Source organism: Acidovorax sp. 106 (genome assembly GCF_003663825.1).
Lineage (GTDB): Bacteria > Pseudomonadota > Gammaproteobacteria > Burkholderiales > Burkholderiaceae_C > Acidovorax.
In genome coordinates this window covers 4,231,896-4,247,608 of record NZ_RCCC01000001.1, presented here as the reverse complement: position 1 = coordinate 4,247,608, position 15,713 = coordinate 4,231,896, and the positions used below count along the sequence as shown (strand labels likewise).

General features: G+C 62.0%; 9 protein-coding genes and 3 pseudogenes. 6 read left to right on the top strand and 6 right to left on the bottom strand.

All coding sequences use genetic code 11. The features are described from left to right. Positions 1-14 precede the first annotated feature (14 nt). Positions 15-248: pseudogene (locus C8C98_RS18675) on the bottom strand (N-6 DNA methylase); the annotation flags it as partial. Between the two features lie 118 nt (positions 249-366). On the opposite strand from C8C98_RS18675, the gene C8C98_RS21650 reads away from it, so the two are divergent. Next, positions 367-1,005 carry a hypothetical protein gene (locus C8C98_RS21650; protein ID WP_147436409.1) on the top strand — a complete coding sequence of 213 codons (639 nt, stop codon included), beginning with the start codon at positions 367-369 and terminating at the stop codon, positions 1,003-1,005. 228 nt (positions 1,006-1,233) lie between these two features. Here the strand turns inward: C8C98_RS21650 and C8C98_RS22115 are convergent. The 5 genes and pseudogenes from C8C98_RS22115 to aceE all read right to left on the bottom strand — a co-directional run. Beyond that, positions 1,234-1,356: pseudogene (locus tag C8C98_RS22115) on the bottom strand (ABC transporter ATP-binding protein); the annotation flags it as partial. 119 nt (positions 1,357-1,475) lie between these two features. Further along, positions 1,476-2,234 (bottom strand): annotated as a pseudogene (locus C8C98_RS22110) (transposase); the annotation flags it as partial. A gap of 71 nt (positions 2,235-2,305) precedes the next feature. Then, positions 2,306-4,171, bottom strand: a complete 1,866-nt coding sequence (gene lpdA, locus C8C98_RS18660) for a dihydrolipoyl dehydrogenase (protein WP_121455491.1) — start codon at positions 4,169-4,171, stop codon at positions 2,306-2,308. Between the two features lie 16 nt (positions 4,172-4,187). After that, positions 4,188-5,864, bottom strand: coding sequence for a dihydrolipoyllysine-residue acetyltransferase (gene aceF / locus C8C98_RS18655; protein WP_121455490.1), 1,677 nt, complete (start codon positions 5,862-5,864; stop codon positions 4,188-4,190). An 18-nt stretch (positions 5,865-5,882) separates the two neighbouring features. Continuing rightward, positions 5,883-8,591, bottom strand: a complete 2,709-nt coding sequence (aceE, locus tag C8C98_RS18650; protein ID WP_121455489.1) for a pyruvate dehydrogenase (acetyl-transferring), homodimeric type — start codon at positions 8,589-8,591, stop codon at positions 5,883-5,885. 163 nt (positions 8,592-8,754) lie between these two features. Here aceE and C8C98_RS18645 point away from each other — a divergent pair, with 163 nt between their 5' ends. The 5 genes from C8C98_RS18645 (at position 8,755) to C8C98_RS18625 (ending at position 15,695) form a co-directional block, all read left to right on the top strand. Next, positions 8,755-11,313 (top strand): PAS domain S-box protein, encoded by a 2,559-nt coding sequence (locus C8C98_RS18645; protein ID WP_121456381.1) that lies wholly within the window; start codon positions 8,755-8,757, stop codon positions 11,311-11,313. Further along, positions 11,310-11,936 (top strand): response regulator transcription factor, encoded by a 627-nt coding sequence (locus tag C8C98_RS18640; RefSeq protein ID WP_099655425.1) that lies wholly within the window; start codon positions 11,310-11,312, stop codon positions 11,934-11,936. Before C8C98_RS18645 ends, C8C98_RS18640 begins: the two co-directional genes overlap by 4 nt. A 71-nt stretch (positions 11,937-12,007) precedes the next feature. Continuing rightward, positions 12,008-12,859, top strand: a complete 852-nt coding sequence (gene folD, locus C8C98_RS18635; protein WP_121455488.1) for a bifunctional methylenetetrahydrofolate dehydrogenase/methenyltetrahydrofolate cyclohydrolase FolD — start codon at positions 12,008-12,010, stop codon at positions 12,857-12,859. 71 nt (positions 12,860-12,930) lie between these two features. After that, positions 12,931-15,003, top strand: coding sequence for a M3 family metallopeptidase (locus C8C98_RS18630; protein WP_121455487.1), 2,073 nt, complete (start codon positions 12,931-12,933; stop codon positions 15,001-15,003). A gap of 38 nt (positions 15,004-15,041) precedes the next feature. Then, positions 15,042-15,695: a glutaredoxin family protein gene (locus C8C98_RS18625; protein WP_121455486.1), complete on the top strand. Its 654-nt coding sequence runs from the start codon at positions 15,042-15,044 to the stop codon at positions 15,693-15,695. Positions 15,696-15,713 lie beyond the last annotated feature (18 nt).

Genomic DNA, 15,713 nt, shown 5'->3' with positions numbered 1-15,713 from the left:
CCCTCACCAGATGTTTACGGCAACAGCTTCAAGCACAGTTCTTTCAATACTACGTTGTGTTTGGCCTTCGCCACCGCAATCGCTTTCTCAATGTTCAGCAGCTCCCCGTGGGTAGCCTCTAGGTCAATCTCCGCCTCCCCCACCGCCGTGCTGATGTAGCGCGAGATATTCAGGTTGAAGTCGTTCTTTTCAATCTCCGCCATTTCCACCCGGCGTGAATAGCGGGCCTCTTCCTCGCGGTACTGATATGGTTAATGGTGATATGCAATCTGTTTTGCTTCTAAATTTCGTATTGCATTAAAATTGCTCGATTAGCTAATCAAGCAACATTGATACAACACTACGCAATCAGGAGTCTTGTGGGTCATGATTAATCATAAAAAAAGCGGCGTTGCCGTTCTCAAAACCGTTGTTATGTCAGCGTTGTTGCTCGTCACCCTGGCCCCGGCCGCCAACGCTGGCACAGCGACTGCATCAGGGAATTGGGTTGCTGCCATCCCAGCGCAGACTATGACTCCAGAAATTCCGACCCCTGCCGGTACGCAAAAAACAACCTTCACTGGCCCTGACTCTGGGCCGTATGGATATACGCTTTTGCCCTTCACCGTCAATCAGTCAGGCACGTACTCGGCCACGGTGACTGTCAATGGTTCGGTGCATACTTCCTGGTTCTTGTCGGGTTTGTTCACGCCGAATTCCACCGTACTTGTGACGCCACTGAGCAATTTTTTCGCAGGTATTTTTTCGACCGCGAACCCTGGCACAGGCAACTTCACATCTTTGAACCTGGTCGCCGGGCAACAATACACTTGGCTGATTGCCTATGGCTCCAACCCAGTAGGTCTTAACTATTCAGCGACTGTGACTGGCCCTGGCTGCATCGCCATGGGAACCAACACGTGCACTACTGCCGCGATTCCTACCCTTTCAACATGGGGGATCATCGCCCTCATCAGTATGATGGCAGTAGGTAGTTTTCTCACACTGCGACGCAGGCAGGTTTGAGCCTTGTTCAGGGCGGGGTCAGCCATCCTCCGTCCGCGCAAAAGTAGTCGCAAGGGCCTCGGAGTCTGAAAAGACCCGAGGCCTTTTTATTGCTCGCTGAACCCATGATCGGACAAATGAGAAAGACTGGCAGAGCCACATCAAGGCGGCCCTCGAAATGCGGCGGAGCTGAACGGCATGAGTCCATTCGATTGTCGCAAGCACATCAACTCTCGCACACCATTCGACGGATAGAACGTTTTGCTCCACCATCAGCACCGTAGTGCCCTGGTCGGCCAGCTTGCGTAACAGATTGAACAACTCGGCCCCCACCAGGGGTAACAGGCCAATCGAGGGTTCGTAGATCAGGATGGGCAACACCACCGTAGTGGGGTCGCGTCTATACCCCAAAGCTCTGCTCAGAAATGCGATTACCGGTGCGCTGGCTATGGGGCACGCAGATTCACCCACAGCAAGTCTGACTTGCTGTTTCATCCCCTCACCAATTGATGCACTGATCGACTCGTAGTCGGGTGCCGGTTGCCGGTTGCCGGTTGCGCCGCTATAGCCCAGTCCGGATCGATTTGTACCCACTCGCCAACTTTCGCATCGCGCTCATCCCACAGCGGTAGCCCGCGTGCAGGGGTGATGGGCGGCAGCGAGTCAACTCCGATGTAATGCAGTATTTGCCTGATGTCAGCGCTGTGCGTGATGAACGTATTCAGGCGCAACTGCCCCACCGCACAGCGGGCACAGCAGCGGGGACACCTCATAGATGCGGGCGATCAACACTGCCCACAGGTAGGGGGTAGGTGAGCGCTTTGGCGGCACGCACTGGATTGGCGAACTCTGACCCACGGCGGCTTGCGGCGGTGCAGCCAGCGCCGTCACAGCATCGCGTAGCGGCGAGTTCGATGCATGCGCGTCAAAGTAGCGATGCCTGTGGGTACGTGGTAGCTGCACCAGAGAGGCAATGCGGTCGATCAACTCCAGTGGCCTGGGGTCAAGTTCGTCTACCTTGGAACCTCGCTTGTCACCGGTGGGCTCGCTACGCTGCTTGGCACAGCGGCACACCAAGGCCGCACCCTCTTTGCGAACGCGCTCCATGGCAAAGGGTGGGCGGGCACAATACCGCAGCGCCGCTCCAGAGCAGCGCGATCATGCGCCTGAATGCACACACCGGCGTTCACCGAGAAGCCGCTATGCTGGTAGGCCCGCATGTCTTTGGCGTTACTCCTCTCCAGCACCCCGTCATGCCCAGTAAAAAGCCCCGGACAGTTTCCCGTCCAGGGCTTTCTGCATTGATAAACGCAGAACCAGCTTACTTCTTCGCAGGCGGCACGTCCGTGCAGCTGCCGTGCGCAATCTCCGCCGCCATGCCGATGCTCTCGCCCAGCGTGGGGTGCGGGTGGATGGTCTTGCCGATGTCCACAGCGTCAGCGCCCATCTCGATGGCCAAAGCGATCTCGCCGATCATGTCGCCCGCATGCGTGCCGACCATGCCGCCGCCCAGAATCTTGCCGTGACCATGGGCTTCGGGCGAGTCGTCGAACAGCAGCTTGGTGACGCCTTCGTCGCGGCCATTGGCGATGGCGCGGCCGGAGGCGGTCCAGGGGAACAGGCCCTTCTTGACCTTGATGCCTTGGGCCTTGGCCTGGTCTTCGGTCAGGCCCACCCATGCCACTTCGGGGTCGGTGTAGGCCACGCTGGGGATCACGCGGGCGTTGAAAGCGGCGGATGCCAGCTCCTTGTTGCCTTGCAGTTCACCAGCGATGACTTCGGCTGCCACGTGCGCTTCATGCACCGCCTTGTGCGCCAACATGGGCTGGCCCACGATGTCGCCGATGGCGAAGATGTGCGGCACGTTGGTGCGCATCTGGATGTCGACGTTGATGAAACCGCGGTCCGTCACGGCCACACCGGCCTTTTCGGCGGCGATCTTCTTGCCGTTGGGCGTGCGGCCCACGGCCTGCAGCACCAGGTCGTACACCTGGGGTTCGGGGGCGGTGCCGCCCTCTTCCGCTGGTGCGAATGTGACCTTGATACCTTCGGGGGTGGCTTCGGCGCCCACGGTTTTCGTCTTCAACATGATGTTGTCGAAGCGCTTGGCGTTCATCTTTTGCCAGATCTTGACGAGGTCGCGGTCAGCGCCCTGCATCAGGCCGTCCATCATTTCCACCACGTCCAGGCGCGCACCCAGGGTGCTGTACACCGTGCCCATTTCCAGGCCGATGATGCCGCCGCCCAGGATGAGCATGCGCTTGGGCACTTCTTTCAGTGCCAGGGCGCCGGTGGAGTCGACCACGCGTGGGTCGTTGGGCATGAAGGGCAGGCGCACGGCCTGGCTGCCGGCGGCGATGATGGCGTTCTTGAAGGCGATGACCTTCTTGGTGCCCGTCTTCTCTTGGCCGGTGCCAGTGGTCTCTTCCACTTCGAGGTGGTTGGCGCCGACGAACGCACCGTAGCCACGCACGGTGGTCACCTTGCGCATCTTGGCCATGGCGGCCAGGCCGCCGGTGAGCTTGCCGATGACCTTCTCTTTGTGGCCGCGCAGCTTGTCGATGTTGACCACCGGCGCACCAAAGTCCACGCCCAGGTCGGCCATGTGGCTGACTTCGTCCATGACGGCTGCCACGTGCAGCAGCGCCTTGGACGGAATGCAGCCCACGTTCAGGCACACGCCGCCCAGGGCAGCGTAGCGCTCGACGATGATGACCTTGAGGCCCAGGTCTGCCGCGCGGAAGGCGGCGCTGTAGCCACCGGGGCCGCCGCCGAGCACGAGCACGTCGCAGTCCAAGTCTGCCGTGCCAGCAAAGCTGGATGCTACTGAGTTGATAGCTGCCTGCGCTTGATTTACTTGCGCTGGAGCCTGTTTTGACTCAGAAGCTGCAGGCGTAGACGCCGGTGCCGCCACGGGTGCAGCGGGCGCGGGGGCTGCAGCGGCTGCGCCCTGCACTTCCAGCGTCAGCACCACAGCGCCTTCGGCGATTTTGTCGCCCAGCTTCACTTTCAGCTCTTTGACCACGCCAGCATGGCTGGACGGGATCTCCATGGAGGCTTTGTCAGACTCCACGGTGATCAGGCTCTGCTCTGCCTTGATGGTGTCGCCGGGTTTAACCAGCACTTCGATGATGGCCACTTCGGCGAAGTCGCCGATGTCGGGCACCTTGATGTCGATGATTGCCATGGGTATTGCCCTCGCGTTACATCACGATGCGGCGGAAGTCCGCCAGCAGCGAGGCAAAGTACACGTTAAAGCGCGCAGCGGCGGCACCATCGATCACGCGGTGGTCCCAGCTCAGGCTCAGCGGCAGCATCAGGCGCGGGGCAAACTGCTTGCCATCCCACTTGGGTTCGATGCTGCTCTTGCACACGCCCATGATGGCGACTTCAGGCGCGTTGATGATGGGCGTGAAGTAACGGCCACCAATGCCACCCAGCGAGCTGATGGAGAAGCAGCCGCCGGTCATGTCGGCTGGGCCGAGCTTGCCGTCGCGCGCCTTCTTGGCCAGGTCGCCCATTTCTTGGCTGATCTGCACGATGCCCTTCTTGTCGGCATCGCGGATGACGGGCACAACGAGGCCGTTGGGCGTGTCGGCCGCAAAGCCGATGTGGAAGTAGTTCTTGAGCACCAGCTGGTCGCCGTCGAGTGAGCTGTTGAACTCGGGGAACTTCTTGAGCGCGGCCACAGCGGCCTTGATCATGAAGGCGAGCATGGTGACCTTGACGCCACTCTTCTCGTTTTCCTTGTTGAACTGCACGCGGAAGGCTTCCAGGTCGGTGATGTCCGCGTCGTCGTGGTTGGTGACGTGCGGGATGACAACCCAGTTGCGGTGCAGGTTGGCGCCGCTGATCTTCTTGATGCGCGAGAGGTCCTTGCGCTCGACCGGGCCAAACTTGGCGAAGTCGACCTTGGGCCAGGGCAGCAGATCCAGACCGACGCCGGAGCCACCGCTCGCAGCGGGTGCCTTGGCGGCCTGGGCCTTGGTTTGCGCAGCGCCGCTCATCACTTGCTTGGTGAAGCTTTGGATGTCGTCTTGCGTGATGCGGCCCTTGGGGCCGGAGCCCTTGACTTCATCGAGCGGCACGCCCAGTTCGCGGGCGAACTTGCGCACCGAGGGACTGGCGTGGGGCAAGCCCAGCGTGCCTGCGCCTGGCTGATGGGCTGCTGGCGCAGCCACGGTGGCCACGGCTGCGGCAGGTGCGGCCGCTGCAATGGCTGGGGCGGCTGTGGGTGCTGCAACAGGCGCAGCCGCCGGTGCGGGGGCGGGTGCCGCCGCAGCGGGAGCAGCAGTGCTGGCCACGCCTTCGAGGATGGCCATCAGGTCACCGATGTTCACGGTGTCGCCGATCTTGACCTTGAGCTCCTTGAGCACGCCTGCGGCGGGCGAAGGGATCTCCATGGAGGCTTTGTCGGATTCGACGGTAAAGAGCGATTGCTCCAGCGCGATGGTGTCGCCCACCTTGACCAGCATTTCAATGACGGCCACGTCCTTGAAGTCGCCGATGTCGGGCACGCGCACTTCCACGGGGCCTGCAGCCACGGCTGCGGCAGGGGCTGTAACGGGCGCAGCCACGGGAGCGGGAGCCTGGGCCACAGCGGGAGCAGGTGCCGCAGCTGCTGGGGCGGCTGCCGCTGCGCCAGCGGCTTCCACCACGGCAATCACTGAGCCTTGCTTGACCTTGTCGCCCAGAACCACCTTGAGTTCCTTCACCACGCCTGCGTGGCTGGAGGGAATCTCCATGGAAGCCTTGTCGGACTCCACGGTGATGAGCGACTGCTCGGCCTTGACGGTATCGCCCACCTTCACGAGCAACTCGATCACGCCAACTTCATCGAAATCCCCGATGTCTGGGACTTGAATGTCTACCAATGCCATTGTTGTCTCCGGTAGGGGTTACGCGTACAGCGGGTTGATCTTGTCAGCGTTGATGCCGTACTTGGCAATCGCTTCGGCCACCTTGGCCAGGGGCATCACGCCGTCGTCGGCCAGCGCCTTCAGGGCGGCAACCACGATGTAGTGGCGGTTCACCTCGAAGTGCTCGCGCAGCTTGCTGCGGAAGTCGCTGCGGCCAAAGCCGTCGGTGCCCAGCACGCGGTAGGTGCGGCCCTTGGGGACGAAGGGGCGAATCTGCTCGGCGTAGGCCTTCATGTAGTCGGTGGACGCCACCATGGGGCCGCTGCGGCTGCCCAGTTGCTGCGTGACGAATGGCACGCGTGGGGTTTCCAGCGGGTGCAGCAGGTTCCAGCGGTCAGCGTCCTGGCCTTCGCGGGTCAGTTCGTTGAAGCTTGGGCAGCTCCACACGTCGGCTTGCACGCCCCAGTCGGCGGCCAGCAGGGTTTGCGCTTCCAGCGACTCGCGCAGGATGGTGCCCGAGCCCAGCAGCTGCACGCGCTTGGCGCCGTCGGCACCGGGCTTGCACAGGTACATGCCCTTGATGATCTGCTCTTCAGTGCCAGGCTGCAGGCCGGGCATGGGGTAGTTTTCGTTGAGCAGCGTCAGATAGTAGAAGACGTTTTCCTGGCGCTCGACCATGCGCTTGAGGCCGTGGTGCATGATCACGCCGACTTCGTGGGCGAAGGTCGGGTCGTAGCTCACGCAGTTGGGGATGGTGTTGGCCAGGATGTGGCTGTGACCGTCTTCGTGCTGCAGGCCTTCGCCGTTGAGCGTGGTGCGGCCCGAGGTACCGCCCAGCAAGAAGCCACGTGCCTGCATGTCGCCCGCTGCCCAGGCCAAGTCGCCAATGCGCTGGAAGCCGAACATCGAGTAGTACACGTAGAACGGGATCATGATCCGGTTGTTCGTGCTGTAGCTGGTGGCGGCAGCGATCCAGCTGGCCATGCCGCCCGCTTCGTTGATGCCTTCTTGCAGGATCTGACCGGCCTTGTCTTCGCGGTAGTACATGACCTGGTCGCGGTCCACCGGGGTGTACAGCTGGCCCTTGGGGTTGTAGATACCGATCTGGCGGAACAGACCTTCCATACCAAACGTGCGGGCTTCGTCCACCAAAATGGGCACGACGCGTGGGCCCAGGGCCTGGTCACGCAGCAGTTGCGTCAGGAAACGCACGTAGGCCTGGGTGGTGGAGATTTCACGGCCTTCGGCGGTGGGTTCGAGCACGGCCTTGAAGGTGTCCAGCGATGGCACGGTGAAGTGCTCTTCGGCCTTGGGCAAGCGCTTGGGTAGGTAGCCGCCCAGGGCCTTGCGACGCTCGTGCAGGTAGCGCATCTCGGGCGTGTCGTCGGCAGGCTTGTAGTAGGGGATGTCACCCAGCTGGCTGTCTGGAATCGGGATGGCGAAGCGGTCGCGGATGTACTTGATGTCTTCGTCCGACAGCTTCTTGGTCTGGTGCACGGTGTTCTTGCCTTCACCGGCCTTGCCCATGCCGTAGCCCTTGACGGTCTTGACCAGCAGCACGGTAGGCTGGTTCTTGTGCGAGTTGGCAGCGTGGAAGGCGGCGTACACCTTGGCGGGCTCATGGCCACCACGGCGCAACTCGAAGATCTCTTCGTCGGTCATGTGCTCGACGAGCTTGGCAGTCTCTGGGTACTTGCCAAAGAAGTTCTTGCGCACGAAGGCACCGTCGTTGGCCTTCATGGCCTGGTAGTCGCCGTCCAGGGTTTCCATCATCAGCTGCTTGAGCTTGCCGGTCTTGTCGCGGGCCAGCAAGGTGTCCCAGCCGTTGCCCCACAGCAGCTTGATGACGTTCCAGCCCGCGCCGCGGAATTCGCCTTCGAGTTCTTGCACGATCTTGCCGTTGCCGCGCACCGGGCCGTCCAAGCGCTGCAGGTTGCAGTTGATGACGAAGACCAGGTTGTCGAGGTTTTCACGCGCGGCCAGGCCGATGGCGCCCAGGGATTCGGGCTCGTCCATTTCGCCGTCGCCGCAGAACACCCAGACCTTGCGGTTTTCGGTGTTGGCGATGCCACGGGCGTGCAGGTACTTGAGGAAGCGGGCTTGGTAGATGGCCATCAATGGGCCCAGCCCCATCGACACCGTGGGGAACTGCCAGAACTCAGGCATCAGCTTGGGATGCGGGTAGCTGGACAGGCCCTTGCCGTCCACTTCCTGGCGGAAGCTATCGAGCTGCTCTTCGCTCAGGCGACCTTCCAGGTACGCGCGGGCGTAGATGCCGGGGGAGCTGTGGCCCTGGATGTACAGCAGGTCACCGCCGTGGTCTTCACTGGCGGCATGCCAGAAGTGGTTGAAGCCCGCACCAAACATGCTGGCCACCGAGGCAAAGGAGCCGATGTGACCGCCCAGGTCGCCACCGTCCGCGGGGTTCAGGCGGTTGGCCCGCACCACCATGGCCATGGCGTTCCAGCGCATGTAGGCACGCAAGCGCTTTTCAATGGCGATGTTGCCAGGGCAATGGGCCTCTTTGTCGGGCTCGATGGTGTTGACGTAGCCGGTGTTGGCAGAGAACGGCATGTCAATGCTGCTCTGGCGGGCGTGTTCCAGCAGTTGTTCAAGCAGGGAGTGAGCACGTTCTGGCCCCTCTTTTTCGATCACGGCGGACAAGGCGTCCATCCATTCGCGGGTTTCCTGCTGGTCTGCGTCGGTGCCGATACCGAGGCCGGCCTGTGGGTCGGGCTGAGCTGACATGCTTTGTCTCCTGTGAAGTGCAGCGGGCAAAAATCGGGCGTAGTTTCGCACATTTTTTCATCATTTCAAATCGTGCTTTTGCTTTTCGCATTGCGAAAAAATGCTGCAGGCGCACATAATTTCAGCTACTGAAAAGTGCACGCCCGTCCTCTACACTTCGGCCATGGATACAAGTTCAGAGCCCATCGCAGCCCCCTCTGCCATTGCCGCGCCGGCGCGCTGGTGGCGCAAATGGTGGCGCAGCCTTTCGCCCACGCGGCAAGACCGGTTTGCCGCCCTGGCGCCCTTGGCGGCGGTGATGATGTTCTTGGCGGCCATCGTGGCCGCGTTCTGGTATTTGAGGGCCGAGGAGGCGGAGCGCGAACAAGAAGCCTTGCGCCGCGACGTGGAATATGCCCAGCAGCGGGTGCGCCTGCGGCTGCTGGAGCGGCAAGAGCAGCTCATGCGCATTGCGCGCGACCTGTCCAATCAGGAGCTGGAGCGTGCGGAATTCGTGAACCGTGCCGAGGCCCTCATCAGCCAGTACCCCGAGCTTCAGGCCATTACCTGGATTGACGAGCGCCGGAAGATCCGTGCCAGCCATGCCGCGCCCACCCTGTCGAGCCCGCAACTTCGGGTGGCGGGCGAAGTGCTCAAGCCGGGGGACACAGCCGATACCTATGGCCTGGCGCGCGACCTGCAGCAGCCTGTGTATGCACAGCCCGCAGTGGCCAAGGGCGATGTGTCGCCCCTGCTGCAATTGCAGGTGCCATTGAATAACCAGGGCAAATTCGCTGGCGTGGTGCTGGGCGAGTATTCGATTGACAGCCTGCTGCGCTATGGCACACCCACCGAGGTGCTGGCGCGCTACGCTGTGACCCTGCTCGATGGCCGCAGCCAGGTGTTGGCGGGCACTCCGCTGCCCGCACGCAATCCGGCCAGCCACTTGCTGCCCTGGACGCCCAAGGCCAACGAATACGAAGTGCCCGTATCGCCCGTCGGCAACGGGCTGGTGCTGCGTGCGCAGGCCTACCGCACGTCACTTGGGGTGGTGGGCAGCGGGCTCTTCTGGTTGGTGGGCACCCTCAGCGCCATGACGGCGTGGATGCTGATTGCCACCTGGCGCCATACCCGCCGCCGCTTGCAGGCCCAGCAGGCGCTGGTGGCCGAGACCAATTTCCGCCGAGCGATGGAGAACTCCATCCTGACCGGCATGCGCGCCTTGGACATGGAAGGCCGTATCACTTATGTGAACGCGGCCCTGTGCCAGATGACGGGCTGGAGCGAGGCCGAGCTGGTGGGTCTGCTACCGCCCTACCCCTATTGGCCCAAAGAGGACCATGAAGCGCTGCACGCCAAGCTGCGCGATGAAATCAGTGGCCGCAGCGTGAGTGGTGGTTTTCAGGTGCGCGTGCAACGCAAAAACGGCAGCCTGTTTGATGCGCGCCTGTATGTGTCGCCTTTGATCGACGCACACGGGCAGCAAACCGGCTGGATGACCTCGATGACCGATATCACCGAGCCCAACCGTGTGCGCCAGCAGCTCACAGCAGCGCACGAACGCTTCACCATCGTGTTGGAGTCGCTGGACGCCTCTGTGTCCGTTGCGCCATTGGGCAGCCAAGAACTGCTGTTTGCCAATAAGCTCTACCGCCAGTGGTTTGGCTCGCAAACCATAGGACATCTGCAACTGGTAGCCCAGGCAGGCGTGTTGCCCGTGGCCAGCAGCGCCAGCAGTGGCGTGGACGATGAAGATGGCCTGATGGGCCTGCCCACCGACCCGCTGACCAGCGCCCGCTCAGAAAACGCCGAGATCTACCTGCCCGATCTGGGCAAGTGGCTGGAAGTGCGCTCGCGCTACCTGAACTGGGTGGATGGCCGACTGGCGCAGATGGTGATTGCCACCGACATCACGCCCCGGCGGCTTGCCGAGGAGCAGGCGGACCGGCAGGCAGAACGGGCGCAGTCGGTCAGCCGTCTCATCACCATGGGCGAGATGGCGTCCAGCGTGGCGCACGAGCTGAACCAGCCGCTCACCGCCATCAACAACTACTGCAGCGGCATGGTCTCGCGCATCCAGAGCGGCCAACTGACCGAAGAGGCCCTGCTGACGGCGCTGCAAAAGACAGCCCACCAGGCCCAGCGCGCTGGGCAAATCATTCAGCGCATCCGCGCCTTCGTGAAAAAGAGCGAGCCCAATCGCACGCTGGCCGATGTGCACCATATGGTGTCTGAAGCGGTGGAGCTGGCCGACATCGAACTGCGGCGGCACAACGTGCGCCTCACGCACTACATCGCAGCCCGTTTGCCCCCGGTGATGGCCGACACCATCCTCATCGAGCAAGTGCTGGTGAACCTCATGAAGAACGGCGCCGAATCGATTCAGCATGCCGAGCGCCCGGCATCGGGCCGCAGCGTGGAGTTGCGCGTGGTACCCAAGCAGGTGGATGAGCGCGAAGTGGTGGAGTTCTCGGTACAGGACACTGGCAAGGGTTTGGCGCCTGAGGTGCTGGAGCGCCTGTTTGAAGCCTTCTTCTCCACCAAGCAAGAAGGCATGGGCATGGGCCTGAACCTGTGCCGCAGCATCGTCGAGTCGCACCAGGGGCGGATGCAGGCGCAGAACATCTACAATGGATCAGAGGTCACGGGCTGCCGATTCTCCTTCTGGCTGCCGCTGGCAAAGCCTGCCGATGACACTACAAACTCTGTAGCAAACGAACAAACTCCAAGGACCATTGCATGAGCTTGATTCCGAAAAAAGGCACCGTATACGTTGTTGATGATGATGAGGCCGTCCGCGACTCTTTGCAGTGGCTGCTAGAGGGCAAGGACTATCGGGTGCGCTGCTTTGATTCGGCTGAGACCTTCCTGTCCCGTTATGACCCCCGCGAAGTGGCCTGCCTGATCGTGGACATCCGCATGGGCGGCATGACCGGCCTGGAATTGCAAGACCGCTTGATCGAACGCAAGTCTCCCCTGCCCATCGTTTTCATCACCGGCCACGGCGATGTGCCCATGGCCGTGAACACCATGAAGAAAGGCGCACTGGATTTCATTCAGAAGCCTTTCAACGAAGAAGAACTGCTGGGCCTGGTGGAGCGCATGCTCGACCATGCCCGTGAGGCCTTCGCCGGCTTTCAACAGGCCGCCAGCCGCGACGCCTTGCTCTCCAAGCTCACCAGCCGCGAGGCCCAGGTGCTTGAACGCATCGTGGCCGGCCGCTTGAACAAGCAGATCGCCGACGACCTGGGCATCAGCATCAAGACCGTGGAAGCGCACCGCGCCAACATCATGGAAAAGCTCAACGCCAACACCGTGGCCGACCTGCTGAAGATTGCCCTGGGGCAAAACGCACCCAAGGGCTGATTGCTCCTTTTTTCATAGCTGCTAGCGCTTATCTATAGAGCGTTAGCGGCTGTTTTTATTTGAAAATCAGAATGACTGCTCAACCCATCGACGGCAACGCACTCTCCCGCCAACTGCGCACCGAAGTCGCCGAACGCGCTGCGGCCCTGAAAACGCGTGGCGTCACCCCCGGCCTGGCCGTAGTGCTGGTGGGGGATAACCCCGCCAGCCAGGTGTATGTGCGCAACAAGGTCAAGGCCTGTGAAGACAGCGGCCTGCATTCGGTGCTGGAAAAGTACGACGCCGGCATGAGCGAGGCCGAGCTGCTGGCCCGCGTGGACGCACTGAACAACGACCCCAGCATCCACGGCATCCTGGTGCAGTTGCCCTTGCCCGCCCATATCGACGCCCAAAAAGTGATCGAAGCCATCTCGCCCGCCAAGGATGTGGACGGCTTTCACATTGCCAGCGCCGGGGCACTGATGACCGGCATGCCCGGTTTTTGGCCTTGCACCCCCTACGGCTGCATGAAGATGCTGGAGAGCATTGGCTACGACCTCAAGGGCAAGCATGCCGTGGTGATTGGCCGCAGCAACATCGTGGGTAAGCCCATGGCGCTGATGCTGCTGCAAAAGGATGCCACCGTCACCGTTTGCCATTCGCGCACCGCTGACTTGAAAGCACTTACCCTGCAGGCTGACGTGATCGTGGCCGCGGTGGGCAAGCGCAACGTACTCACGGCAGACATGGTCAAACCCGGCGCCGTGGTACTGGATGTGGGCATGAACCGCAACGACGAAGGCAAGCTCTGCGGCGATGTGGACTTTGAAGGCGTCAAGGCCGTGGCCAGTCACATCACCCCCGTGCCAGGCGGCGTGGGTCCCATGACCATCACCATGCTGCTGGTCAACACCCTGGAGGCCGCTGAACGCGCCGCCGGGTAAACCTTCGGTAAAAGCCGCTTTCGGCAGCTTGGCAACTTGAACCTGCGCACTGCGCCGTTATCTACATCCGCATGAGCAACGCCCTCCTCGACTTCTCCACCCTGCCCGCGTTCGATCGCATCCAACCTGCCGACGTAGCCCCTGCGGTCGACGCCCTGCTAGAGCGCGCCAATGCCGCACTTGAAACAGTGACCGCCGCAGACTTTCCAGCCCGCTGGGATGCGATTGCCAAAGTGCTGGACGTGGCCACGGAACAACTGGGCATTGCATGGGGGGCCGTCAGCCACCTCAACAGCGTGGCCGATACCGCCGAGCTGCGCGCCGCCTACAACGCAGCCCTGCCCCAGGTCACCGAGTTCTGGACCCGTCTGGGTGCCGATGAGCGCCTGTATGCAAAGTACAAGGCCATCGACCCTGCCACCCTGAATGCCGAGCAGCGCCAGGCGCACCAAAATGCGGTTCGCAACTTTGTGCTCAGCGGTGCTGAGCTGGTTGGGGAGGCCAAGGAACGGTTTGCCAAAATCCAGGAGCGCCAGGCGGAGCTGAGCCAGAAGTTCAGTGAAAACGCCCTGGATGCCACTGATGCGTTTGCCTACTACGCGACAGAGCCCGAGCTGCAAGGCGTGCCCGCGGATGTGCAGCAAGCCGCCCTGGCAGCTGCCCAGGCCGAGGGCAAAGAGGGCTACAAGCTCACCCTCAAGATGCCTTGCTACCTGCCGGTGATGCAGTTTGCCGAGCAGGCTGCGCTGCGCGAAAAGATGTACCGCGCCTACGTGACCCGGGCATCTGACCAAGCCGAGGGGGATGCGCGCAAGTTTGACAACACCGCGCTGATGGGCGAGATCCTCGCCTTGCGCAAGGAAGAAGCCCAATTGCTGGGTTACGCCAACTTTGGCGAAGTCTCCGTGGTGCCCAAGATGGCCCAATCGCCCGCCGAAGTGACGCACTTCTTGCGCGACCTGGCCCAACGTGCCCGACCCTACGCAGAGAAAGACGTGGCCGATCTGCGCGAGTTTGCCCGCACAGAACTGGGCCTGGAATCACCCCAGGCGTGGGACTGGCCCTATGTGGCCGAAAAGCTCAAAGAGGCGCGCTACGCGTTCAGCGAGCAGGAAGTCAAACAGTACTTCACCGCGCCCAAAGTGCTGGCAGGCCTTTTCAAAATCATCGAAACCCTGTTTGAAGTGGCCATTCGGCGCGACAGCGCGCCGGTCTGGCACCCTTCGGTCGATTTTTATCGCATTGAACGCACGCACCCGGAGGGTGCCCGCATGGGCACGCAACTGGTAGGCCAGTTCTATCTGGACCAGCCCGCCCGCACCGGCAAGCGTGGCGGCGCCTGGATGGACGATGTGCGCACGCGCTGGCTGCGCCCGGACACGGGCGTGGTGCAAACGCCTGTGGCCCATCTGGTGTGCAATTTCGCCGATAGCGTGGACGGCAAGCCCGCGTTGCTCACGCACGACGATGTCATCACCCTCTTCCACGAGTTCGGTCACGGCCTGCACCACATGCTCACCCAGGTGAATGAGCGTGATGTGTCCGGCATTGGCGGTGTGGAGTGGGATGCGGTGGAGTTGCCCAGCCAGTTCATGGAGAATTTCTGCTGGGAATGGGACGTGCTCAAGCACATGACCGCCCATGTGGACACGGGCGAGTCGCTGCCACGTGCGTTGTTTGACAAGATGACGGCGGCCAAGAACTTCCAGAGCGGCATGCAGACGCTGCGGCAAATCGAATTTGCCTTGTTTGACATGCTGCTGCACACCGAGCACGACCCAGCTAACGACGTGATGCCCCTGCTGACGCGGGTACGCAATGAAGTGGCTGTGCTGCAGCCCCCGGAATTCAGCCGCACTGCGCACACCTTCAGCCATATTTTTGCGGGCGGTTACGCAGCGGGTTACTACAGCTACAAATGGGCAGAAGTGCTCAGTGCCGACGCTTACGCAGCGTTCGAGGAAACCATGGGGACCGATGGCCTGCCCAGCATCGAGACCGGGCGCAAGTACCGCAAGGCCATCTTGGAAGCCGGGGGCAGCCGCCCTGCCATGGAGTCGTTCAAGGCCTTCCGTGGGCGAGAGCCGCAGCTTGATGCGTTGCTGCGACACCAGGGTATGGCCCAGGCCTCGCAGCCTCTATGATGCGCCGTTGTCCCAAGTACCCCACGAGGAAATTCACCATGCAGCTCAAAGCCCTGACCTTGCCATTGATGTTGGCGCTGCTTGCCGTCGGTGCACAGGCCCAGACGGTGTACCGTATTGTTGGCCCAGATGGCAAAGTCACGTTTTCTGACAAGGCCCCAGAGACGCCTTCCAAGAACAGCCAGGCAGTTGTCACCACGTCAGGCGGAGGTGACAGTGCAGGCGCTGGCCTGCCTTACGAGCTGGGTAAAGTGGCCGCACGGTTCCCTGTGACGATTTTCACTGGCCAGAATTGCCCCCCCTGCGACAGCGGACGGCGCTTGCTGGTGTCCCGTGGTGTTCCGTTTACCGAGCGCACTATCAACACCAACGAAGACCTGCAGGCCCTGACCAATCTGGGCAGCGACTCCAGCCTGCCTTTCGCCAAAATCGGAGGTCAAAACCTTTCGGGCTTCTCTGAGTCGGAGTGGACGCAGTACCTGGATGCGGCGGGTTATCCCAAAACATCGCAGCTCCCCACCAACTATCGGCGTCCAGCGGCAACGCCTTTGACCCAACCCGCGAAGGCCGCACCAGCCGCCTCGGCATCAGATACCGCCACCGCCGAGACTGGGCGCCGCGCACGCCCCGCTGCCCCGCCTGCAGACACCAATGCCCCTAACCCCAACAACCCGGCGGGCTTGAAGTTCTGAGCACCCGCTCGCGGTCTT